Here is a 24,372-nt window from a genome sequence, read left to right as displayed (position 1 = left end):
CCCTCCCGTGTAACGACAACGAGATAGGTTCCAATCGTGGTCCTATGGCAATATCGCGATCTCTTCTTTGAAGGGCTCCTAGTAACTCTGCAACTAACTGTGCTGAGTTTCTTGTTTGCGATGCTTGTCGGGACCGTCATGGCCATCTTTCGGATCAGCCCGATCGCACCCCTGCGCGCGGTCGGGCTGATCTACGTCGACATCTTCCGTAACGTCCCACTGCTGAGCCTCATCATCGTGGTGGTTTATGCCCTGCCCGAAATTGGGCTGATGTGGAGCTACAACAACTCCGTCATCATCTCCATGAGTCTGGTCGGTGGCGCCTTCATCTGTGAGTCTTTGCGTGCCGGCATCAACTCGGTTCCTGCGGGCCAAATCGAGGCGGCCCGCTCACTGGGTTTGGGCTTCACTGGAACCGTTCGCTACGTGGTACTTCCCCAAGCATTCCGTTCGATGGTGCAGCCGCTTGTTACCACCTTCATAGGGATCTTCCTATCGTCCTCCCTGGCGGGCACAGTCGGCGTCATGGACCTCACTGCGACAGTGACCTACATCAATAACAGGGAGGCCCGGGGCCTCATGACCTTCATGGTCGCCGCAATCATCTACCTTGTTATCTCCCTGGGCGCGGGTGCCGTCGGCGACCGACTCGAACGTAAGTTGCGGGTGCTGCGATGAGTACCATTCTGTTCGACGCGCCCGGCCCCAAAGCACAGGCACGCATCCGCGCCATCACGGTGGCGTCAACGCTTCTCATTGCAGCGGCGATCGGCTATGCGATCTACCTGTTTGGCGTCAATGGACAGCTGGCTCCTGAGAAGTGGGAAGTCTTCACGACGTGGCCCATCATCCGCTACCTGCTAAACGGCTTAGGAAACACACTTCTTGCGGCGGCCGGCTCCGCTGCGATAGCGCTTCCTCTGGGTGTCGCCCTCGCCCTCCTGCGCCTGTCCCCAACAACCTGGGTGCGCTGGATTGGGACGGCAATCATTGAGTTCTTCCGCTCAATCCCACTGCTTCTGCTGATCTATATTTTCTTCATTGCTCTCCCCAAATATGGAATCAACCCCGACCTGTACTGGAAACTGGTGATCCCCATCGGTCTCTGCTCCGGCGCGACGATTGCCGAGGTGTTCCGCGCAGGCATCCTGGCTCTCCCACGCGGGCAGACCGAGGCCGCGGAGGCCCTGGGGCTGACCCGTGCGCAGACCCTGCGCTACGTAGTGTTCCCGCAAGCGCTTCGCCTGGTGATGCCGTCCCTGTTGGCACAGGTTGCCATCCTCATCAAAGACACAACCCTGGGTTACGTCGTGTCCTACAGCGAGCTCCAGTACAGCGCGAAGGTCTTGGTTTCCAACACCGGAGACCTCATCCAAACCTATCTGCTGGTAACGCTCGTGTTCATCGTGGTCAACGTGGCAATCACCCGCACGGCCGACCGGTGGAGCAAGCGCCAGCAACGGCGCTACCTACAGCCCGGCCGCTCGCTCGCGTAGACCTTTGTTCAGCGCACACACCGTCTCCGCCGGGATTTTGAGGACGCGCCTGTCGTAGGTGAGCAGGCCATTGACCTCTTCTTCCACGTCACTTAACTGCGTGTACACCGTTGCACCCAGCCCCCGGCTGACAACCTTGGGCAGATCCACGGCGTGAAGCTTGGTGAATGCGGCGGCCAGAGCGGCCTCGTCCGGGTAGTTTTGGTAGCCAAACGTCGACCCACCCCACCTGTGATTGGCAATAGCCAACCCCAGCCCCCCGTATTCGGTGAGGGCGAGGACGCGTCTGTCGCTCGCCGGTCGCCCTCGTCCCACCATCGTCGGAGGTCGGAAGTAGACATGACGGGAAAACAGGTCGCCCCCGCCCTGGTCAAACCACCCAGAAGCGTGATCCACAGGCCGGGTCGGATCCAGACCGCGGACCATTTCGGCGACGAGGGCGGCATCGAACTGACCCCATCCCTCATTGAACGGCACCCACATGACGACAGAGGGCGTCGAGTAGAGCAGCTCGATCATGTCAGCCAGTTCCGCCGCGAACATGCGCAGCCCGTCGCTGTCCTGGCGCCCCAGCAGTCGCGTGGGGCGGTCGGGAAGCCAGTAGGGTACAACGGCGCGACTGACCTGCAGTGATTTGCGTGGCGGTCGCCCCCCATTGACCGCGTCTTGCCACACCAGCATCCCCAGGCGATCACAGTTGTGATACCAGCGCTGTGGCTCAACCTTGATGTGCTTGCGCAGCATGTTGTAGCCCATGTCTTTGGCGGTGGTGATGTCGAAGATGAGGGCTTCGTCAGCGGGGGCAGTGTATCCACCATCGGGCCAGTATCCCTGGTCCAGGAGGCCGACCGCGAAGTAGGGTTCGCCGTTGAGGAGGAGGGCGGGATGACCGTCCTCCCGCTCGCCCACCCCCAGGGTGCGTAGTGCGAAGTATGAGGTGACTTCGTCCTCGTCGTAAGTGACCCGCACAGGGTAGAGGAATGGATTCTCTGGGGACCACCACTGTGGATTCACCACTGGGACAACAGTCGGCTCATTGACGGGGATATCCACATCGAGGTCGCTTTCCCCGCGCGGTGTGGAAGAGTGCAAACCGTCTCGATATAGGGCTGGCGCGCCAATCTGCAGTCGGGCCGTTCCTTCGCCACCGGCAACCACCGTCACCTCCACACTGTCCAAACCTGGGGTGAAAACGAGCTTGTGGATGTGGGCGTCCGGAACAACCTCAATCCACACGGTCTGCCAGATCCCGGACTGCGGGGTGTACCAAATGCCGCCCGGTGTGGACGACTGCTTTCCCGTTGCGAAGTAGGAGGTGTCTGTGACATCCCGAACCGCCACGGTCACCGTGTGCTCTGTGGGACTGGAGGCATGAGGAGAAAGTGCGTCCGTGATGTCGATGGTAAAGGGTAGATAGCCACCGATGTTGCCCCCGACCTCGACACCATCGACGGCAACACGGCAACTTTGATCAACTGCCCCAAAGTGCAGGAGGACGCGGTGGCGTCCATCCACCGCACCGTCCTCGACGGTAAATGTCCGCTGGTACCAGAGGGTTTGTGAAGGCATCAGCGTCCGGTTTACCCCGGACAGCGGCACCTCGGGAGAGAACGGAACAATGATCTCACCCTGCCAATCGGGCGCCGTCATCGGGCCTACGGCGTCTTCCTGACTGTCAACAATGGCGTACTTCCAGGGCCCGTTCAAGTTTGTCCAGTCGGCGCGCACCATCTGGGGGCGTGGGTAGTCCGGTAAAGGGTTGAGCGAATCCAATTGCTCACCCCACGCGGTCAACATCACTTCGACCACACCGCCCACTTCCTTCACATTTGTTGTTGTAGCAACGCTACCGTCTCAAGTTCCTTGCGCGGAGCATCTGACTGTGTTAGTTTCAGATTGGTCGGAAGCGTTATCGTCAGAGCGCCACTCTCAACCCCGTTACTTTGGGGATGCGGAGTGGCTTTTTTCATGCACAAAGGGGGTGCTCAAATGAAAGTTGTCAAGGTCTACAACAACAGCATCGTCCTCGCACGCATCCACGATCGCCACGTCATTGTCATCGGCACAGGGTGTGGTTTCGGGAAGAAGCCTGGCGACGCAGTCGACCCAACGAAGGTGGATATGCGTTTCCCATTCACCAGTGATGAACTGGAGAAGTTGAATCTAGGTTTGCTTGAGCAACTTGACTCCAGAGACCTCATTGCGGTGAAGACCCTGGTGAACCGAGCCGAGGAAAAGCTCGGATATACGTTCCGCCCCAGCATGCTTTTCTCTCTGGTTGATCACTTGCGCAACTCTGAGACACGCACCTACCCCGACGATGAGCATCCGTTTCGGTGGATCGTCAAGAAGCTGCATCCCAATGAGTACGAGGGCGCCAAGTGGATGATTGAGGAACTCGCCAACGGGCCCCAAAAAATGTCGATCCCCCACTCAGAAGCAACCGCAATCGCACTGCACATGATCAACAATCAAGATGCCTCTACGATGCCTCAGAGCATTGACGACACCATGCATGTTCTGCGGGTTGTCACCCTCGTCGAGTACAAGCTAAATCGCTCCCTGGACAGGAATTCTCTGGGCTATTCGCGGTTTGTAACCCATCTGCGATTCCTCCTCAACCGTATTGCCCACCCGGACATGGTGCAAGAACCAGAGAACAACCGCCTCTTCCAAGTCATGTATGAAGAGGCGTCACCGGTTGCCCGCGAGATTGTTGAATCGATTTCTCTCTACGTTGAGGAATCGTTCGGACAACCCATCGGAGACGCGGAAAGGGGGTACCTACTACTACACGTTCACACGTTTGTTGATGCCTCCAAGTAGCATCAGCAACCGTCACCAATGAGGGTGGCGAACCCCGGGAGTTACATTCAGTTGGCTTTACCCCGCATTTCTGCACCTGCAGAACTGTGGGGTTCTTGTTTCAAGAACCCCTTACAACCACAAGAACAAATCCAACGAAGGATATGAAATGGCCAAGAAGGATTACGATGCACTGTCGGTGCAGTTGCTCCAAGAAGTTGGGGGCCCCGACAACATCGCTCAGGTTTACCACTGCATAACGCGCCTGCGCTTCTCACTGAAAGATCAGAAGAAAGCAAATGTTGAGAAGATAGGCAAGATTCCCGGCACGAGTGGGGCGCAGTTTGTCGGCAGTGAGCTGCAGGTCTTCATCGGACCTGATGTGAAAACGTCGTACGACAACCTCATGACCCACTATCAACCCAAGGAGGACGAGGGCGACGCGCCTAGGAAGTCCGTCCTAGACAAAATCACCGGCTTCTTTGCCGCGATCTTCCTTCCCGTCCTCCCGGCACTTGTCGGCGGCGGCATGGTCAAGTCCCTGACGGTATTGCTGCAGACCGCGGGGTGGCTGAGCCCCGAGAGTGACTGGTCGGCAATGCTGAACATTATTGGCGACGCGACCTTCTGGTTCCTCCCGTTCATCCTTGCGGTCACTTCCGCGCGCTTCTTCAAGGTTAACCAGACGCTGGCTCTAGTTTTGGCCGGAACACTCATGTATCCGACCGTCATGAATGGTCTCAGCGAGGACGTTCACGCTTTGACCCTGTGGGGCATCAACATTCCTCTGCAGAGTTACGCATCCTCCGTCATCCCCATCATTCTGTCCGTGTACCTGATGAAGTGGGTTTACAAACTGATTGAGCGAATCATCCCGGATACCGTAAAGATTGTCTTCGTTCCCACCCTGACCCTGTTGATCACGGTGCCGCTTGCCCTGGCGTTCCTCGCACCGTTGGGCTCGTATGTTGCCGGCGGACTAGCCGCCGGGGTGACCTGGCTTTTTGAAGTCTCTGGTTTCATTGCCAGTGCGATTCTGGGCGCGCTGATCCCTGTGATCGTCATGTTCGGCATGCACACAGCCTTGCAGCCCCTGATGCTGCAGAACGTTCAGTCCATTGGCTACGACTACATGCTGCCGCTGTTCTTCTTCCAGACCTTGGCGATGTCGGGCGCAGCCTTCGCGGTCTTCTTCAAGACGCGCAACGTCGACCTGCGCGGTACTTCAGTTTCCACGGGTATCGCAGCATTCCTGGGTATTACAGAACCTGCAATGTACGGCGTCAACCTTCCCTTGAAGAAGCCTTTCATTGCAGCTCTGATCGGCTCGGGTACAGCCGGTGCAGTCGGCTACCTACTTGGTGTTCGCGCCTACGCATTCGCACTTCCATCTGTCCTGTCCATTCCGACCTACATGAATGCAGAGCAGGGCAGCACTTTTGCTGGCGTCCTCATTGCTGCTGCCACCGCGTTCGTCGTTGCCTTTGCGATCACGGTGGTGTGGTGGAAGGGGAGTTCCGCCACCGCGTCTGAGGCGGCCGATGCCGGGATTGCACCCTCCGTCGCTGATGGAAACGGCGACGCCCTCATCCTCCACAGCCCGCTAGTCGCCGGGACCACTGTCGCCATCGGCGGCGTGAATGACCCTAGTTTCGCGAAACAACTGCTAGGACCATCACTTGCCTTCGTGCCCACAAATGGAGCCATCATTTCCCCGGTTGACGGCGTCGTCACGTTGGTTGCCGACACGGGCCACGCCCTCGGCATCAAGACGGACGGTGGAACAGAAGTGTTGCTTCACGTCGGAATCGACACCGTAAAAATGGGTGGGGCACCATTCACCATGAAGACCGCCGTCGGGGACCGCGTCGTGACCGGCGAGATCCTCTTGGAAACTGACCTTGACGCTCTACGCAGCAACAACGTTGATCCGACGGTCATTCTCGCCCTGACGAACACGAAGGCTGAGTACAAGGAAGATTTGCTTCACCCGGGCACCGAGATCACAGCCACCTCCCCCGTCGCGAAAGTCGCTACGGCCAGCGCCACTGCCATCCCCGCCACAGCAACCGCACGCAACTAACACTGCAGAGAGAAGAGTTTTCAATGATCAAGAACGATAGTCTGACGTTTCCTGAGGGGTTTCTCTGGGGAGGCGCAACCGCAGCCAACCAGATCGAGGGTGCTTTTGACGAGGGCGGAAAGGGGCTGACGACCTCGGACTTCGCCCAGTACAAAGAGAAGGTTAGCGACGGCGCGGACAACTTCACCTTCGAGGTGTCATCTGAAGAGTTTGACGAACTCATGGCCAACGGTGGGAAGGGTGACGGCGTCTACCCGAAGCGGTGGGGAATCGATTTTTACCACCACTACAAAGAAGACATCGCATTATTTGCGGAAATGGGATTCACAACGTTCCGCATGTCGATCTCATGGCCACGGATCTTCCCAACTGGCTTGGAAGCCGAGCCCAACGAGGAGGGCCTAGCCTTCTACGATGCAGTGTTTGACGAACTGTTGGCGAATGGGATTGAACCACTGGTCACACTGTCACACTACGAGCCGCCTGTGACCCTGACCGACAAGTTCAACGGTTGGTTGTCGCGGGAAACCATTGAACCATTCGTTCGCTTTGCGACAACATGCTTCGAACGCTACAAGTCAAAGGTGAAGTACTGGATCACGTTCAATGAGATGAACATGAATCTGGTGAGCGTCTACACGGGCGGCGGGGTACTGGCTGAGCGTTCAGACCGCCCGCTGCGTGAGGTCGCCTTCCAGGCATCACACCACCAGTTCCTGGCCAGTGCACTCGCTGTAAAGGCTGCCAGGGAGATCCTTCCAGCAGACGCAATGATCGGCTGCATGATCAACCGCCACCAGTACTACCCACTGACAACCAAGCCCGAGGACGTATATCGCGCGTGCAAGGATGACCAGATCAACCTGTTTTATTCAGACGTGCAGGTGCGTGGCTACTACCCCGGGTACATGTTGCGCTACTTCGATGAGCAGGAAATCAACGTGGTCATGGAAGAGGGTGACGACGCGATCCTTGCCGAGGGAACGGTCGATTTTGTGGCGTTTAGCTACTACATGTCGCACCTGTCCAAGGACCATCCGGGAGCCGATGCAACTGCAGGACACTTCGTCGGTACCGACAAGAACGAGTATTTGGAGCTCACCCAGTGGGGTTGGCCCATCGATCCTGTTGGGTTCCGCATCAGCCTCAATGAGATGTGGGATCGCTACCAAATTCCGCTCTACCCGGTCGAAAACGGCCTCGGTGCGAACGATGTGCTCGAGGAGGATGGGTCTGTCCACGACCAGTACCGCATCGACTACCTCAAGTCCCACCTCATCCAACTGCATGAAGCCATCAAGGACGGCGTGCAAGTCCTCGGGTACACCACCTGGGGACCAATCGACTTGGTTTCCTGTGGAACCTCGCAGATGTCAAAGAGGTATGGGTTCATTTACGTGGACCAGGACAACTACGGCAAAGGCAGCCTTGCGCGCAGCCGCAAGGATTCCTTCTTCTGGTACAAAGACGTAATTGGCTCAAACGGCGCCGCCCTGTACTGATCCCCCGGGGTAGCTGCCAAACCAGTGGGGCGCGCTTCGAAGAGTTTTCGGGCGCGCCCCACTTCTCTCAGGCACTTAGGTCTCTGGGAAGGCAGACGGACGCCTTAAAACGCGCGGCGGCTTATGTTTCTCGATTCGCCACCAAGATTGGCTTGGGTCCCTCCACTCTGGCGCCCTAACGTGAGGAACACCGTCCTCCATTCGCACATTCCACCCGTTTGCCTCAATGTGGCGGTGATGCGAATAGCACAGCAGCACCCCATTGTCGGTATGCGTCGCTCCGCCCTGAGCATGGGGAGTGACGTGGTGGATTTCGCACCAGTCAGCGGGTGTCTGGCAGCCCGGTATTACACATCCACCATCCCTTGCCAGGATTGCACGCCTCTGATTAGCGGTGAAGATTCGCTGCCGGTTTCCCAACTCAATGATCTTTCCCTTGGAGTTGGTGGCGTAGTACTGGATAGATCCGGCACAGGTAGCATGAGCCACCCCTATGCCAGAGATGCGGAGTTGCCCCTGGTTGGTCTGGACCGTGCCTGCGCGACGCTGCTGCATGTCCTCTTGGGTGGTTTGAATCATCACGGTCAGCGGCCCTCCACCCAGAGAGGGGAGGCCCTTTGAGGTCGCAGCCACGTTGAGGATCGCGGCCAATGCGTCATGGCGCAGCTGGGTCGGGGTACCGTGCTCGATACCATTTTCAAGCATGAAGCGGGCGCGGTTCTCTGCTGCGGTTGTGGGATCACTCAAGTCGGGTACGGCTGGACGGTAGGAGACCCCCTCCACCCCTCCCACAGTGGTTCGCGGCGAAGTAATCGCGTTGACCATGGCTTCCAACGTGGCGGCAACTTCGGGGAGAAGCTTCCCGCGGATCGGCACCAGCCCTTCACGTTCGCGCCCAATCGAGAAGCACCGCTCCTCACAGGTCATGCGATCTTCAAATGTCACCTGGAAGTCCAGCCACTCCACCTCAGCATCTGTGCACGCCTTACGCAACTCATCAAAGTGCATGGCCATCACAGGTCCCGCGGCGCTCGGGGATGCCATGGCGCGGATTGCTTCAAATACCTCGGCACGACTGGGAGCGGCAGCTCCTTCGACAGAGTCAACGGATTCCCGCGTGGTTGTCATGCCAAGAGCGCGACCCACAAGGTAGGTCTCCATCTCCATAGATGTTTCGGTGGGTGCAAGCACCTGCTTAGAAACAGTCGCAACAATCTTCGCCGCACCCAGTTCGGTCAGGCACCCCGCATCAAGGCCCGCAGCAACTAGAGCAAAGGGAGCTCTACCCCATTCCTCATCACCACGGCATCCAGGTCTGGGGAGGACTTCCGCTGCTAGCCTGACGCGTTGACGGGCTCGATTCAGAGTTGAACCAGTAACGTTCCGCACCAGTTCTGCAGTGTTCACATATCCAACCTGATCTTCTAGGACCTGATCCACTTCTATGGAGGAGAGGTTTCGATCCAATGCGCCAGCGCAAGCAACCTCCACGCCCTCTAACCGCCTCACGGCGAATGCTGCCACCCTCGTGAGCTCCAACAAGTCAGGGCTTGGCATGGCAGCAAGTTCTGCCGCGGTTGGCAGGATGGCTAGTGCGTCTTGCAGCGCGCGCACCGTCGCTCCAGTTGAGGATGCCGTGCCGGTAGCAACCATCTCAACCATGACCCACCTCTTCCCATACCTAACTGTCCGAGTCGACCAGAGACCCAGCAGCGAACCCACCCAATCGAACATTTGTTCTATATAGAAACCCTAACAAGGGGTTCCGACAAATGACCTTTCCGACGGGAGGCCAAGGAAAGTCGCTAGTCATCCACAATCGTGTCACCGACCGGCAATATCCTCTGAACTTCCGCTTCACCGGTCGCATCCACTTTTGCCAGCTCGTCCTCGAGCCCGATTTGCACCAGAATTACTTCGCCGACCAACCACTTTGCGTCGTCCCTGACCAAGCCCTGCTTGACGCCACCAAACGTCACAGTCACGTCAGCCGCCAAGGACACGCCAGGACATTCTCCCGTGTCAGGGTGCATGCCGCTGGGTATATCCACTGCAACCACCTGGGGCCAGTATCTTGCGCCGTCTAAGAAGTCCCAGATGTCAGAAACCAGGTCCGCAGCTTCCCCACGAAGAGACGGGTCGGGACCCGTGCCGGTGCCCAGGATCCCATCAATGACGAGGTCGTAGGGGGAATCAGGACGTTCACTCCCAGCAGCAGTGGCGACTACTTCCAGCGTCTCGCTAACCTCAAACGGTAAAACCCGCTTGGCTCCAGCCGCAAGCGCCGCGTCCATGCCGCTCGGGTGCCACCGGGTCGCCACCGGGACCACGTCGACCTGAACCCCGGCATCCGCCAGCAATGCGCCCGCATACAGCGCATCTCCTCCATTGTTTCCACTGCCGACGAGGACGAGGGCGCGTGGCCGCGCGACCGGTGCAACTCCCCTTTCGCCCTCGGTCAATCCCAGCTCTGCTAGTGCAACTTGAGCCAGCGCCCATGACGCCCTCGCCATTAGCGGGACACCGGCTTCGAGCAAAGGTTGTTCGGCCTCCCGGACTTGCGCGGCAGTATAGGTTGGGACGCTGTTCGAAGCGCCCTCGAAGATCTTCAGGCGTGCATAGTAGTCAGTCATGGTTCGATTCAACACCCGTTGGGCTGCGTGCGTCACTAAAATCTGCGCGGCGCGAGCGAAGCAATGAGATGACGCCCTCAACGTCGATGCCCGCATGTTGTGCCTGATTCAGTAGTTCGTCCGCGGCGGTCGCGAGGCTGGCCAGAATGACAGCCTTTTCGGTCACAACTGCCCCCCGCCCGCGTCGGAGTTCCACCAGTCCCTCATCACGCAGCATTTGGTAGCCCTTGAGAACCGTGTGCAGGTTGATGCCCAACTGCTCGGCAAGAAGACGAGCCGAAGGGAGCCTCGTGCCCGCGCCGATCTCCCCGGTTGCGATCTGCTTGCGAATTTCCCCCGCGATCTGAGAGAAGAGCGGCTCATCCGACGTTTGGTCAACTAGTAGCAGCATCACGTCCCTCACGTTCCCTCTCGACAAGCGCGGTTAGTGTGGCTGCGCCTCGCCGAGCGTCCTCGCACGTAACCACGAACATGCGACCGTTCGCGAGTCCCACCTGTAAGGCAGGCCCTTTGCGCGTGACGACCGCGGTTCCCTGGGGGTTGCTGCGCCATCCCCATCCACCCCACTGTTGAAATGGGTGCACTTCTCCGACCTTGACCGAAGTCACTTGCGAAAGGCCGATACGCTGCCTGGGCCATCCCAGCACTGAGCGAACTTGCAGACCTCGCTGACCAACGGACACGTGAAACATCGCGAACGCCAAGGGAAGCACCGCAACAAGAGCCGCTACCACCAGCAGGTAAAGCGGCCCTCCTGAAACGCCCAACATCGCCACCACAACGCACATGCCGATCACCACGACAGTGAACGGGAGACTGCCGGTTGCCGAGGACGTCCACACCACCACTTCCCCAGGGTTCAACTTGAGCGGCGTAACGGCCTCTCCACCTGGACTTCGCTGAGATGAGGCTGGCATCAAAGAATACACCGCGACTCCGAATGCGATCGCCACCACCAGACCCACCAGGATCAGAGGCACTATTCCGGGGGCGTCCTCGGCGGAAGGAACCCCCCGTTGGACAAACACCGAACCCGTCAAGATAGTGCCTAGGAAGAAGGACAGGCCCACGGCGGTGGCCACGATCATGCGTATGGTGGTCGTGTACACGGTCTGCCATGCCGACCCGACCACGGCTGCGCCCATGACCAGCGGGAGAATCCCGGCGAGTCCCGCAGTCATCAGTGGGTAAACCCACCTTGGCGCAAAGCCATCCGGCGTGCCACTGAACCCCCAGTGAATCGCTGCGGGATTGGGGATCTGCGGTAGCCAGATGAGGACGAGCACGGTGGTCACCACGCCGACTACAAGCGGTACGCCAACTGCGAGGGAGGCCACGAGGTTCTTTCTCATAGTTCTAACTATACTAGAATAACTAGATTATAAACGTCTCACCCAGCGTAACGAGTCCTGAGAAGTAGTATTTAGAGAGAGGGGAACCGATTCCACGATGAGCGTGCACCATTCAGTCAATGGTTCGGCCCTGTTCTTGAGCCAGACGGACGATTGGGAGGGTCATGGGATTTGAGTGGAGCTCCCTGGGCGGCTTTGCCCTGGCTGTTGGTCTGGCTGTGCTGGCAGAAGTCGCCCTCTTCATCATCCTCAGGCTGTCTACCCAAATTCTTCGGCGTCGGCACCCTCTGCTCATGGATCAGTACACGCGTGCCCGTCGCCAGCTTCTGGTCCTCTCAGCGGTCATCTTTCTCCTCATTGCTGTAGCCACATCTTGGCCACATGAAGGTTCAAAGGCAGTCCTGCAACACATATTGGTAATCGCAATTGTGGCGGCAGCCGCCGGATTCCTCACCTCTGTCGTCACGGGGACGGTAAACAACATCCGCTCCCACCACCCCATTGAAGCGGACGATGACCAAAACTCGCGGCGTATCCAAACACAGCTCTCCCTGATTCGCGGCTTCGTAAATGCTGCGATTTGGTTGGTCGCGCTAGGTTTTGCCTTCTTCACGATTCCTGGAGCTGAGGCTGTGGGAACCAGCATCCTCGCCTCCGCCGGCGTGGCCTCCGTCATTGCCGGTATCGCGGCCCAGTCACTCTTGGGAAACGTGTTCGCCGGACTTCAGTTGGCGTTCAGCGGCTCCGTTCGCGTTGGCGACCTCATCGTGGCAACGGGACAGCAAGGGCGTGTTGAGGAAGTAACTCTCACAACCGTGGTTGTGAAGACTTGGGATGGTCGCCACCTAGTGCTCCCGTCGACATACTTCACGACAACGCCATTTGAGAACTGGACCCACGGCTCCTCCGAGATGATGGGTGTCGTGCAACTGGATGTTGACTGGCGGGTTAGCCCCGCTTCCCTGCGCAAGAGACTGGAGGAAGTGCTTGCGAAGGCACCCCTATGGGACGGAAAGACGAGCGGCCTCATAGTAGAGGACGCCACCGGGGGTATGGTTCGCGTTCGCGCCGTGGTCAGCGCGGCGGATTCAAGCGACCTATTTGACCTCCGGGCGCAAGTCCGTGAGGAACTGGTGGAGTGGATATCGTCCCAGGCTACCGATGCGCTACCTGTAACAAGGACATTGGCAGAGGGCGCAGCACCGCCACCGGCGCAAGCATAGTTGATACCCTGGACATGCACCCACCAACGCGGAGGTTTTTCCGGGGTAAGTACAGCATCGACTTTCAAAATACAGAGCCGATGGCTTGGAGCATAAAAAGTGGAGCCGAGGGGACTTGAACCCCTAACCCCCTGCTTGCAAAGCAGGTGCGCTACCAATTGCGCCACGGCCCCTACGTTGGATTTCCGAGGCCGAAACCCCAGTCATCCCGCTTCCTCCGACTAGTTCCCGTAAATGGGCTAGATCTGATGCCAGAAGCGATCGTTGTCCATCATATCTATAACCATTGAAGTTGCAAGAACGAAGGTTCCCAGAATCGCAGTGGCAAGCACTGCATTTCCAACGAACTTCATCCCACACCTTCCGGCCTAGTTGATGGTGGGCCTAGATGGACTCGAACCATCGACCTCAGTCTTATCAGGACTGCGCTCTAACCAACTGAGCTATAGGCCCATCAACAATGAGAAAGACTACCTGCCGTCACCACGAAACTCCAAACCAGAACGGGCATCAGAAGGTGCGATTCCGCTCACCGTCCTCGCACTCACTCATCCATCAGGGACACTTTGATACCGCCAACCAGAGTTGCAATCAGGTTGTAGAGCAATGCAATCAGAGTTGAAATTGCCGTGAGGATGACGATATTTCCAACACCGATGATGGTTGCGTAGGAGATAACACGTGGTAGACGTACAAACTCCAGAAGAGAGAGGAATCGCTCCGCACCCAGCTCAATCAGGAAATCCTCAACAGTGCCAAATACGTTCATACCGTCGAGGACGAACCACACCACAATGACTCCCACAACAGTTGCGATGCCGAGGGCGATCGACAACAAGAATGAAGTCTTAAGAATTGACCAGGGATCAATCTTGGCAATCGTTAGCTCAACACTGCGCGGCTCATCAACGTAATGCACAGCCTCCGGTTCAGCATTCTGGTAGGCGTCGTAGTCCGCAACAACTACTTGGTCAACCTCAACCTGCTCAGTCATCTGCGTTCTCCTCACCGCTAACTGTGTCTCCCTGGTCTTCTACAGCCTGGTCTGACTCTACCTGAGGCGCTTCATCATCCACCTGCGACTCAGTGTTTCGAGTTACTGCGATTAAGCGGTCGTCCTCGTCTGGACGCGCAAGGATCACCCCGGCCGTGGTTCTACCTGTCGGACGGACGTCCGAAACGTTGACTCTCACGATCTTGCCGCCCTCGCTGATCGCCAAGAGCTCTTCGTCACCTGACGTAACCAAGGCCCCCACAAGTGCGCCGCGGTCTTCTCGAACGTTGGCAACCTTGATTCCCAGTCCGCCGCGGCCCTGCACCCGGTACTCAGAAAGCGGAGTCCGCTTGGCGTATCCGCCCTCGGTCACCACCACGAAGTCAGCATCGTCAACAACAACTTCCATCGTCAGTAGCTCATCGCCGCTACGGAGTTTGATACCACGGACACCCGAGGTCGTGCGGCCTGTCGGCCGCAAGGCTTCATCGGACGCCTCGAAGCGTAACGACATGCCTTTTCGTGTAACTAACATGAGGTCATCATCCGAGTTAGCGATGCGGGCCGAAACCAACTCGTCAGAGTTTCCGTCCTCGTCCTCACGGAGGTTAATCGCGATAACGCCGGCTGACCGAGGTGAGTTGTACGCGGACAACGCGGTCTTCTTCACCAACCCGTCACGGGTCGCGAGCACCAGGTACTCCGCATCGTCGTAGGTGGTGATTGCCATGACTTGCGCGATCGTCTCACCCGGTCGGAACGCCAACTGGTTGGCGACATGCTGACCTTTCGCGTCCCTACCGCCCTCGGGCAACTCGTAGGCCTTGACCCGGTAGACCTGGCCCTTATTTGTGAAGAAGAGCAACCAGTCGTGAGTGTTGGTGACGAAGAACTGCGCGATCTCATCATCTGTGCGCAAAGACGTGCCACGTACGCCCTTGCCCCCACGCTTCTGGGCCCTGTACTGGTCCAGTCTGGTCCGCTTCGCGAAGCCCTCACGGCTGATGGTTACGACGACGTCCTCCTGGGGAACCAGAGCCTCAATGGAAATCTCTGGTCCATAGGGGACGATCTTGGTTACTCTGTCGTCGCCGAACTTCTCATCAATTTCAGCAACTTCCTCGCTGATAATCTCCCTTTGCCGCGCAGGACTGTTGAGAATTCCCTGTAGCTCTTCAACACGTGCGGTGATTTCAGCATGCTCATCAAGAATCTTCTGCCGCTCCATGGCTGCCAAGCGACGCAGCTGAAGCGAGAGGATCGCGTCAGCCTGAACTTGATCAACCTGAAGCAGCGTCATCAAACCCTGACGCGCCTGCTCCACTGTGGGGCTACGACGAATGAGGGCGATGACTTCGTCAAGAAGGTCGAGTGCTTTCAGGTAGGCCTGAAGAATATGCAGGCGCTCCCTAGCCTTCGCCAGTCGGAACTGCGTGCGGCGCACGATGACGTCAATCTGGTGCTTGACCCAGTAGTGGACAAAGCCATCAATCGACAGGGTCCTTGGCACCCCGTCAACCAGCGCCAACATGTTGGCGGGGAAGGACTCTTGAAGGGAAGTCCTCTTATAGAGGTTGTTGAGGACAACAGTTGGAATCGCATCCCTCTTGAGCACAATGATCAACCGCTGACCATTGTGTCCAGAGGTCTCATCACGAATGTCAGAAATTCCCTGGATCTCACCGCTGCGCGTCAAATCGGCAATCTTGGCGGACAGCGTGTCCGGATTGACCTGATATGGCAACGCCTTGATGACCAGGCAGGTGCGGTTGTGGATCTCTTCAACATCGACAATGGCGCGCTGAACAATGGAGCCGCGTCCAGTTCTATATGCGTCCTCAATACCCTTGTGTCCCAGGATTGTCGCCCGCGATGGGAAGTCTGGGCCCTTAATTCTTACAAGGAGAGCTTCAAGTAGTTCCTCGCGTGTCGCTTCCGGATTGCTCAGATACCACTGCACACCACTGATTACCTCCCGCAAGTTGTGGGGAGGAATACGGGTCGCCATGCCGACTGCGATGCCTTCAGATCCGTTGACCAAAAGGTTTGGGTATCGGGCAGGAAGAACCACAGGCTCCTGGTTGCGTCCGTCGTAGTTGTCTTGGAAATCAACCGTGTTCTCATCTATGTCACGCACAAGCTCCATTGAAAGTGGCGCCATCTTGCACTCCGTGTACCTGGGAGCTGCCGGTCCGAGGTTGCCAGGAGAACCGAAGTTGCCCTGCCCAAGCACCAGCGGATAACGCATCGACCAGGGCTGGACCATGCGCGCCAAGGCGTCGTACACGGAAGCGTCACCATGCGGGTGGTAGTGCGACATCACGTCACCGACAACACGCATGCACTTGTAGAAGCCAGCATTGGGTCGGTAGCCGCCATCGAACATGGTGTAGATGATGCGACGGTGGACGGGCTTCAGCCCATCTCTGACGTCTGGCAGTGCACGCCCAACGATTACGGACATTGCATAGTCCAAGTAGGACCGCTGCATCTCGTTCTCAAGATCGACCGGGTCAATTCGCCCGTGCGTCTCCTCCCCATCAGGGTCGGCGGGTACAACAGTGTCATCAACACGGACTTGTTCGAGGGCGTCCTCGGTGGCATCTGCTACCGCGTCAGCAATCTCTGAGGGCTCAAAATCCTCGGTGTTCACGTCTTCACCACCGGTGTTGGGATTGTCCGCGCCACTGTTGTCAGTGTTGTCTTCTGGGGTCTTGTCAGTCACTTGTCGTTCCTCTTGTCCCGTTACGCGTCAATGAATCGAACATCGGCGGCATTACGCTGAATGAACTGGCGCCGCGATTCGACATCATCGCCCATCAGAACCGTGAAAATCTCATCCGCCGCTGCGGCTTCACCGACCTCAATCTTCTTGAGGAGGCGGGAATCTGGATCCATCGTGGTTTCCCACAACTCCGAGTAGTCCATCTCCCCCAGTCCCTTGTAACGCTGAATTCCGCCCTGCTTCGGTAGGCGCCACCCCTTGGCAACTCCTTCTTCAAGCATGCGGTCACGCTCCGCGTCCGAATAAACATACTGGTGTGGGGCATTTGACCACTTGAGTCGGTAAAGAGGAGGCGTGGCCAAGTAGATGTGGCCGTCCTCGACCAGCGGCTTCATGTAGCGGAAGAAGAAAGTCATCAACAGTGTCGCAATGTGCTGGCCGTCAACATCGGCGTCGGCCATCATGATGATCTTCCAGTAGCGCAACTTCTCAATGGCAAACTCTTCACCTATACCCGTACCCAGGGCGCCAATTAGGGCCTGAATCGTGTCACTACTCATGGCACGCTCTAGGCGAGCCTTCTCAACGTTAAGAATCTTCCCGCGCAAGGGAAGGATTGCCTGGCGGTTGGGGTTCCGTCCCATCACAGCAGAGCCGCCCGCTGAGTCGCCCTCGACGATAAACAGTTCGGAAACACGTGGATCCCGCGACGAGCAATCATGCAACTTTGAGGGCAGCGAGACAGCGTCCAGGACGCTCTTACGGCGGGTTGCTTCGCGAGCCTTGCGGGCCGCGAGCCTTGCCTGCTGAGCAGCCTGCGCCTTGAGGATAATGATTTTCGCCTCTGCGGGGTGAGCATCAAACCAATCCCCCATCAGGGCGTATGTCTGCTGCTGCACGAAGGTCCGCGCTTCAGTGTTGCCAAGTTTTGTCTTGGTCTGACCCTCAAACTGTGGTTCGGTTAGCTTCACTGAGAGGACTGCGGTCAGCCCCTCACGAACATCGTCGCCAGATAGATTCTCATCTTTGTCGCGAAGTATTGACTTGTCGCGCCCATACTTGTTGACGATCGTGGTGAGTGCGGCGCGGAAACCTTCCTCATGTGCACCGCCCTCGGACGTGTTGATTGTGTTCGCGTAGGTGTACAGGGTCTCGGTGTACGAGGACGTCCACCGCATCGCCAGTTCCAACGACATGGTGCCCGCATCATTCTCCGCGTCCAGATCGATCACATCGGCGTGCAGTGGTGTGACTCGTTTCGTTGCGTCTAGGTACTCAACGTAATCGGGTAGCCCACGTTCGTAGCAGTAGGACACCTGGCGGTATGCCATTTCATCTGCAGCATCAACGTCCTCGGGTACATCTCCGGGAATCGTCTCACCGGTGATTTCATCACCAACAACGGGTTCGAGGACGCGCTGGTCAAGCAGACTGATTCTCAGCCCTTTGTTCAAGAAGGCCATCTGCTGGAATCGTTGACGAAGTGTCTCGAAGCTGAACTCAACAGTCTCGAAAATTTCAGGATCGGGCCAGAAAGTCTGGACGGTACCCGTCTTGTCAGTTACTTCCTTCTGTTCAAGCTGCTGCACGGTTTTGCCACCATTGGCAAACGCAATCGTCCAGCGGTGCCCGTCCCTATAAACTTCCGTGTTCACTCGCCGGGACAGCGCGTTGACAACAGAGATGCCAACCCCGTGCAGTCCACCCGACACGGCGTATCCGCCACCACCGAACTTGCCTCCAGCGTGCAGAATCGTCATGACAACCTCAACGGTGGGAAGACCCTCAGTTGGGTGGATTCCAACAGGAATTCCACGCCCGTTGTCCGTTACCCGCAGGCCACCGTCCTCCAGGATCACCACTTCGATATGGTCGCAGTATCCTGCCAGGGCCTCATCCACAGCATTGTCCACAACCTCGTACACCAGGTGATGAAGTCCGCGTTCCCCTGTGGAACCGATGTACATTCCAGGACGTTTACGAACGGCCTCCAGGCCCTCAAGTACGGTGATGTTTGCTTCGCCGTACTCTGCTCCATTGGGCTTAGGGCGATTTGTGCCTTCTGTATCTCTGGTTACTTCTTGGGCGGAGTCGCTCACTTACTACTCCCCTTACCTGCGTCTTGAGGCGCATCGTTTGACCTAGAGGTCAGTCCTGTTGAACCCTCAATCCTGCAGCGGTCCTTTTGCACCGCACATTCACCGGAAGTTGAGAGCGTTGTCGTTACCTGTCTTCTGACGTGTAGCCCAAGCCGTTTTCCGCGTTGCGGAGGCCAGGCTACAACCTGTCCTAATCCTATCAATTTCGCGCGTGCAGCACCCAATGTCTGTGCCGTGGTATCCCCCACGAGGGAGGGGGTTGATCGCCGTCCTCGTACGTGAAACAACCCCAGTCATGAAGTTGGCAAATATTTAGGACATCCCGTGGTGGGTTTGCCAAGCGCCTAGCCGTAGGTGTCCCTAGGACCCCGACCCCCACGAAAAGTCCTCTTGCCCTTTACCCATGACGGGGCTTGTGGCGCTCGAACAATCACCTTTTCCACAATGCCCGGTCCGACTCGCTCATCTATCCGTCTGTGGATATGTGGGAGAAGGATCTGCAACTGTTGAGCCCACGCTGTTGAATCGGCCCGGGCGATAAGCGTACCGCCCTCGAAACTCTCTATCGGACAGTGTTGCGCAACCTGTGGACCAACGATCTGTTCCCAGTCACCAGTAACTGAGGCGACTGACAGCGTTCGATCCCAACCTCTCTTCGCTACTTCAATTCCAAGTACGTCTCCCAGCGCAGCTGGGTCCCACCGGGACCGACCCGTACCATTTTTTGATCTGTATGTTCCCGGGGGAGCAGTCCAGCCTGTCTCAAGTTGGTCTGTAATTCGGGGCAAATCTCCCTTGTCTGTGGCTTCTTCACCCGGCCTGTTAGCTCCCGCCCCGTCGCCTGTTGTGCTGCCCTTCTTTGGCAAACCGAAGCCTGCAACTCCACTCGTGTTCCCTGACGACGGCGTCGTGAACTGGCCACTTTGGAACGTTTGTGCGCGATAGCGCCTATAGAAGGCTCTAGCCGTCTCAGAACGGCGCTCTCTGTCCCGGTCTTCACTCATCTACAAGCACCTCAACCTGACTGGTGCCATCCCCACTGCGCGAAATACTGATTCTCTGCGCGTGCAGCTCCTGGGGAACATCTGCCTCCACTGCAACGGTGACCAAAACCTGCTCTACCTGCTTCATCTGTGAGAGCAGACCCTGTCGGCGGCTCACGTCAAGTTCCGCAAACACATCATCAAGGATCAAAACCGGATAGTCCCCATCCAAACGGAGGAGTTCCAACTCCGCCAGTCGGAGCATCAAAGCCGAGGACCAAATCTCGCCGTGGCTAGCAAATCCGCGAACTGGAAGCCCATCCAGAGTGATTGCAAGATCATCGCGGTGCGCACCTTCAAGGTTGATCCCCCGTCTCAGTTCATCACTACGTATCTCAGCCAAACGCTCCCGGTACCGCAGCGTAAGTTCTGCAACTTGTTCGTCGGCGTTCCCCTCTATCCTGCCCTCCACAACTTTCAAGCTACCGTAGGTGAGCGGTGAATCAGCGGCTTGTTCCGTCCGAAGGTGAGTTCGATACTGAACGTCCGCTAACCGATCGCCATCCGTTATCTGCCGGTATGAATTTGCCACCAGAGGTTGCAGTGCTTGGACAACAGCCAACCTGTTCACAACTATTTGTGCTGAAAGACCGGCCAACTGCCGGTCCCAGACCTCCAGAACCCCTTCATCTTCTGGAGAAAGCGGATATCCCGAACGCCCAAACTGCTTCAAGACTGCGCCGCGCTGGCGTAGCACACGCTCAAAATCTTGACGAACCCCTAAGAAATGGGGTCGCAATTTGGTGATGATCTCATCCAGGAACCGCCGTCGCACAGCCGGGTCACCCCGCAATAGTTCGAGGTCTTCCGGAGCAAAAACAACAGTTCGGAGCTTCCCCAAGATCTCCCGGGGAGCAACGTTAGCCCTATTTAGACGCGCCCTATTCGCACGTCCTCGCGCAATTTCAAGTTCAAGGAGCACGCTGCGATTCTCTTCTTGAACCCGAACCCGAACTACCGCACCGCCGGGTTGCTTTTCGCCGTCCCTGTCGACCCTCACCAAATTGGACGAGGACGAAACCCTGTGTGAAGAAAATGTCGACAGGTAGGCAATCGCCTCAACCAGGTTGGTCTTTCCGCGCCCGTTCTGCCCCTGAAAAACAACGATACCCGGCGCCAGTTCTACGACCTGTTCCCGATAGGAACGAAAGTCATTGAGAGCTAGATGAGAGACGTACACCGCGTATGCAACTGACCTTCCTACGCACCAAAACGAATCGGCATGAGCAAATACTTGAACATCGAATCACCCTCGCCATTCTCTTCGGGCTGGCCCATCATTACAGCTGCCTTGTTAGCGTCGGTGAATCCAAAACGAACGAACTCTGTGTCGAGAGAGGCCAAACCATCGCGCAAGTATTCGGGGTTGAATGCAGTCCGCAAAGGGTCACCAGCTGCAACCAGCGGAACTGCTTCCTGAGCCTGCGCCGACTCTCCAGCCCCGGCGTCCAGCGTTAGCGCACCGTCCTCGAACACGAGACGAACCGGAGTCTTACGTTCAACAACCAGGGAGACGCGCTTTACTGCTTCGAGGAGCTCCTGTCTTGCACACACATACTCCATCGGAGTCACTTCCGGAAACAACTTCCTTACGGGTGGGTAGTCCCCATCCATGAGCGACGAGGTCGCCTGTCGTTCACCAGCACTAAATCCGATTATGGCTGCTCTCTCAGTTGCGCCTCCTTGGGTCAGAGAAACATCAACTGCTCCCCCGCCACCGAGGTTTCGAGCGACGTCGTTCAATACTCGCGCCTTGACGAGAAATTCCGTTGAAAATGATGGGCTTTCAGGATTCCATTCCAGTTCCCGCAGAGCCAACCTGTACCTGTCTGTGGCAAGCAAGGTGATGCGCGATCCATCAATCTCAACTCTGACACCGGTAAGCAGCGGTAGTGTGTCGTCCTTGGATGTGGCGATCGCAACTTGGGAGACTGCCTGGGAAAAGGCTTGCCCGTCAACCTTCCCTGCGAGCGTCGGGAGTGTGGGCAAATCCGGATAGTCTTCTATCGGCATCACCTGCAGGGCAAACTTCGCACGTCCGCACTCCACATCGACGTGGTTGTCATTGAGAGTTAGCACGACATCTTGGTTAGGTAGCGCCTTAGCTATCTCTGTTATCAATCTGCCGGATACAAGAGCTTCACCGGCCTCTGTAACCACGGCCTCTACTTTTGACCTCGCGGATACTTCGTAGTCAAACGTCGAAAACTCAACTTCATTTTCACGGGCGGTAATCCTCACCGCAGAGAGGATGGGAATTGTAGGTCTTTGTTGCACAGCACGAGAAGTCCACTGAACGGCATCCGAAAATACATCACGGGAGAGTCTGAACTTCACATTTCCTCCATTTGCTAGCGCTGGTTAGTGGCGCGGAACTTAACTGTACCCGCAACTGACGCGGGTTTGGTGGGCCTCAAGAAACAACCAATAATCCCAACTGCGGGCCTAGTTAGATCTTTCATTAATTGAATTGGTAGTAGTAGTAGCACCTGTGCAAACTGTGGAAATCACCGCTTCTGGCACACTGTGCAACAAAACTAGCTGTTGAAAGATTGTTGACAAACCAGTGGAGATAGACGGGCGGGTGTGAATTACAAATCTGTTGTCATCCATCTATCACCAGAACGGCGATAGTTATGCACTGAAAATTGTAGTTATCAGGAGAGGCAGCCCCAGGTATACACAGGCAGGTGAGTTTCGTTGGCCGAGACTTGGAACTACATGAGTGAAAGATGTGAATTGGGAGAGGATTCCCTGTGGAGCGGAAGCTCCAACTAGGCGCCACGAGCCTGCCTCTTGACCCTATTTGTAATCTCAGTCACATTGTTGTAAGTTTCGCGGCGTTCAGCCATTAGTCCCTGGATCTTCTTGTTTGCATGCATCACTGTGGTGTGGTCCCGGCCGCCAAAAGCTTCACCAATCTTTGGAAGGGACAGATCCGTTAGCTCGCGACAGATGTACATTGCAATCTGCCGGGCTTCCACCATCGGTCTGGAACGGTCGGGGCCGCAGAGTTGTTCTATGGTGACGCCGAAATAGGACGCTGTCTGTCCCATGATGAGGGACGAAGATATCTCGATGTCCTCGGGGTCCGACAGTAGGTCTTTCAGAACCATTTGGGCCAACTGGAGGTCGATCTCTTGGCGCGTCAGGTTTGCAAACGCGGTCACTCGCAGCAGCGAGCCCTCAAGTTCACGAATATTGGCGGAGATGCGCGAAGCAATGTATTCCAGGACCTCTGAGCGGACCGTGATGTGTTCTGCAGCTGCTTTCATTTGAAGGATTGCAATGCGGGTCTCTAGGTCAGGTGGCTGAACGTCTGTTGTCAGTCCCGAGGCGAAGCGTGAGCGAAGGCGATCCTCAAAGCCGCCTAACTCCTTCGGGGGAAGATCGGAAGTTATGACGATTTGCTTACCGGCATCATTGAGCGCATTGAAGGTGTGGAAGAACTCTTCCACGGTCTCCTTCTTGCCTTGAATGAACTGTATGTCGTCGATAAGAAGAATGTCGCTTTGGCGATATCTCTTCTTAAACGCATCTCTTCCGCCCTCGCCGATGGCACTAATGAAATCGTTGAGGAACTCTTCGGAGTTGACGTAGGTGACTTTCAGGTGTGGGTAGAGGGAAAGTGCGTAGTGACCGATCGCGTGGAGAAGATGGGTCTTTCCCAATCCGGAATCACCGTAGATGAACAGTGGGTTGTAAGCACGTCCAGGGGCCTCTGCAACGGCGAGGGCAGCGGCGTGTGCGAAGCGGTTTGAGCTGCCAATAACAAATGTATCGAAAAGATACTTCGGATTCAGAGCAATTCTCTGGGTCGGCATATTGAGAAGTTGACGCCGCGTTGCCTCGGGACCGGGAGTATTTGATTCCTGGGACGTCAGATCCATTCTCTCGAACTCTGAATGTGACCAAACGTCAGGTTGCTCTTCTCTCTCAGGCGTTGCCTCCAGGGAAGGGTCGACGGTGACGGCGATACGAACTGGTTTACCAAGTGTTTGTGTTAGGGCCTCAGTGAGGCGCGAAGACATCCTGTTCTCGATGTAGGACTTGGTGAAATCGTTTGGAACAGCGAGGAGAATCGTCCCTTCAATGTCTCCGAGGGGCTTCACCATCTGGAGAAACGCGGCGTGGGCTGGCCCTAGTTCATCCGGGTTGACCTGGGTGACTACGTGGTCCCAGGCGGATGTGAGTGAGGAGCCCTCCATGGATGGTGCCTTCCTGTAATTCAGCGCTTGTTGATGGTGATTTTGAACACCAGGTCTCAGCCTGGCTCGGCCCTTAGCCTATCTGGATGTCGCAGAATTGACGATTGTGGAAAAAATTGTGGAAAGTATGGGCACGTCTTACACCGTTGTTATTTAGCGGAAACTTGGCATCAGCGTTATCAATTATGGGTGGTCGGTAACAAGATCTC

General features: G+C 56.8%; 18 protein-coding genes and 2 tRNA genes. 6 read left to right on the top strand and 14 right to left on the bottom strand.

Annotation, left to right across the window (positions count from 1 at the left end; genetic code table 11):
- The first annotated feature begins 36 nt into the window (after positions 1–36).
- Together H2O65_RS00100 and H2O65_RS00095 are read left to right on the top strand one after the other, a co-directional pair.
- A complete protein-coding gene (locus H2O65_RS00100; protein WP_182141617.1) occupies positions 37–678 on the top strand; it encodes an amino acid ABC transporter permease in 642 nt (213 codons plus the stop codon).
- On the top strand, positions 675–1,496 hold the full coding sequence (locus H2O65_RS00095) for an amino acid ABC transporter permease (RefSeq protein WP_182141616.1): 822 nt from the start codon (positions 675–677) through the stop codon (positions 1,494–1,496). The genes H2O65_RS00100 and H2O65_RS00095 overlap by 4 nt, the downstream gene beginning before the upstream one ends.
- Here H2O65_RS00095 and H2O65_RS00090 read toward each other — a convergent pair.
- On the bottom strand, positions 1,470–3,305 hold the full coding sequence (locus H2O65_RS00090; RefSeq protein WP_220458754.1) for a glycoside hydrolase family 2 protein: 1,836 nt from the start codon (positions 3,303–3,305) through the stop codon (positions 1,470–1,472). The genes H2O65_RS00095 and H2O65_RS00090 overlap by 27 nt on opposite strands.
- A gap of 180 nt (positions 3,306–3,485) precedes the next feature.
- Here H2O65_RS00090 and H2O65_RS00085 point away from each other — a divergent pair, with 180 nt between their 5' ends.
- The 3 genes from H2O65_RS00085 (at position 3,486) to H2O65_RS00075 (ending at position 7,886) form a co-directional block, all read left to right on the top strand.
- Positions 3,486–4,322 carry a PRD domain-containing protein gene (locus tag H2O65_RS00085; protein WP_182141615.1) on the top strand — a complete coding sequence of 279 codons (837 nt, stop codon included), beginning with the start codon at positions 3,486–3,488 and terminating at the stop codon, positions 4,320–4,322.
- Positions 4,323–4,470: 148 nt separating this feature from the next.
- The gene (locus tag H2O65_RS00080) at positions 4,471–6,384 is read left to right on the top strand and encodes a glucose PTS transporter subunit IIA (protein WP_182141614.1); all 1,914 of its coding nucleotides are present in this window, start codon (positions 4,471–4,473) and stop codon (positions 6,382–6,384) included.
- Between the two features lie 23 nt (positions 6,385–6,407).
- Positions 6,408–7,886, top strand: a complete 1,479-nt coding sequence (locus H2O65_RS00075; RefSeq protein WP_182141613.1) for a glycoside hydrolase family 1 protein — start codon at positions 6,408–6,410, stop codon at positions 7,884–7,886.
- 75 nt (positions 7,887–7,961) lie between these two features.
- Here the strand turns inward: H2O65_RS00075 and H2O65_RS00070 are convergent, their stop codons facing one another.
- The 4 genes from H2O65_RS00070 to H2O65_RS00055 form a co-directional block, all read right to left on the bottom strand.
- Positions 7,962–9,548 (bottom strand): HNH endonuclease signature motif containing protein, encoded by a 1,587-nt coding sequence (locus H2O65_RS00070; RefSeq protein ID WP_182141612.1) that lies wholly within the window; start codon positions 9,546–9,548, stop codon positions 7,962–7,964.
- Between the two features lie 143 nt (positions 9,549–9,691).
- Positions 9,692–10,519, bottom strand: a complete 828-nt coding sequence (locus H2O65_RS00065) for an NAD(P)H-hydrate epimerase (RefSeq protein ID WP_182141611.1) — start codon at positions 10,517–10,519, stop codon at positions 9,692–9,694.
- Positions 10,512–10,910, bottom strand: a complete 399-nt coding sequence (locus H2O65_RS00060) for a GntR family transcriptional regulator (protein WP_182142575.1) — start codon at positions 10,908–10,910, stop codon at positions 10,512–10,514. Before H2O65_RS00060 ends, H2O65_RS00065 begins: the two co-directional genes overlap by 8 nt.
- Positions 10,894–11,871 carry a DUF1648 domain-containing protein gene (locus H2O65_RS00055; RefSeq protein WP_182141610.1) on the bottom strand — a complete coding sequence of 326 codons (978 nt, stop codon included), beginning with the start codon at positions 11,869–11,871 and terminating at the stop codon, positions 10,894–10,896. Before H2O65_RS00055 ends, H2O65_RS00060 begins: the two co-directional genes overlap by 17 nt.
- Before the next feature lie 164 nt (positions 11,872–12,035).
- Here H2O65_RS00055 and H2O65_RS00050 point away from each other — a divergent pair, with 164 nt between their 5' ends.
- On the top strand, positions 12,036–13,094 hold the full coding sequence (locus H2O65_RS00050) for a mechanosensitive ion channel family protein (protein ID WP_182141609.1): 1,059 nt from the start codon (positions 12,036–12,038) through the stop codon (positions 13,092–13,094).
- A gap of 100 nt (positions 13,095–13,194) precedes the next feature.
- Here the strand turns inward: H2O65_RS00050 and H2O65_RS00045 are convergent.
- From H2O65_RS00045 to dnaA, 9 genes are all read right to left on the bottom strand, one after another.
- Positions 13,195–13,267 (bottom strand) — tRNA-Ala (locus H2O65_RS00045).
- 203 nt (positions 13,268–13,470) lie between these two features.
- Positions 13,471–13,547 (bottom strand) — tRNA-Ile (locus H2O65_RS00040).
- A gap of 91 nt (positions 13,548–13,638) precedes the next feature.
- Positions 13,639–14,088 (bottom strand): DUF3566 domain-containing protein, encoded by a 450-nt coding sequence (locus H2O65_RS00035; RefSeq protein WP_182141608.1) that lies wholly within the window; start codon positions 14,086–14,088, stop codon positions 13,639–13,641.
- On the bottom strand, positions 14,081–16,606 hold the full coding sequence (gene gyrA / locus H2O65_RS00030) for a DNA gyrase subunit A (RefSeq protein ID WP_259349620.1): 2,526 nt from the start codon (positions 16,604–16,606) through the stop codon (positions 14,081–14,083). Before gyrA ends, H2O65_RS00035 begins: the two co-directional genes overlap by 8 nt.
- Before the next feature lie 227 nt (positions 16,607–16,833).
- Complete coding sequence (gene gyrB / locus H2O65_RS00025; RefSeq protein WP_182141607.1) at positions 16,834–18,912, bottom strand: DNA topoisomerase (ATP-hydrolyzing) subunit B; 2,079 nt, start codon at positions 18,910–18,912, stop codon at positions 16,834–16,836.
- Positions 18,913–19,256: 344 nt separating this feature from the next.
- Entirely contained in the window at positions 19,257–19,916 is a 660-nt protein-coding gene (locus H2O65_RS00020) for a DUF721 domain-containing protein (protein ID WP_182141606.1), read from the bottom strand.
- Complete coding sequence (gene recF / locus H2O65_RS00015; RefSeq protein ID WP_182141605.1) at positions 19,909–21,135, bottom strand: DNA replication/repair protein RecF; 1,227 nt, start codon at positions 21,133–21,135, stop codon at positions 19,909–19,911. The genes H2O65_RS00020 and recF overlap by 8 nt, the downstream gene beginning before the upstream one ends.
- A 20-nt stretch (positions 21,136–21,155) precedes the next feature.
- Positions 21,156–22,292 (bottom strand): DNA polymerase III subunit beta, encoded by a 1,137-nt coding sequence (gene dnaN, locus H2O65_RS00010; RefSeq protein WP_182141604.1) that lies wholly within the window; start codon positions 22,290–22,292, stop codon positions 21,156–21,158.
- Positions 22,293–22,729: 437 nt separating this feature from the next.
- Positions 22,730–24,163 carry a chromosomal replication initiator protein DnaA gene (gene dnaA, locus H2O65_RS00005; RefSeq protein ID WP_182141603.1) on the bottom strand — a complete coding sequence of 478 codons (1,434 nt, stop codon included), beginning with the start codon at positions 24,161–24,163 and terminating at the stop codon, positions 22,730–22,732.
- Positions 24,164–24,372: the final 209 nt, after the last annotated feature.

The organism is Schaalia sp. JY-X169 (assembly GCF_014069575.1).
In the GTDB taxonomy this organism is placed as follows: domain Bacteria; phylum Actinomycetota; class Actinomycetes; order Actinomycetales; family Actinomycetaceae; genus Scrofimicrobium.
This window is presented reverse-complemented; position numbering and strand designations above follow the sequence as displayed.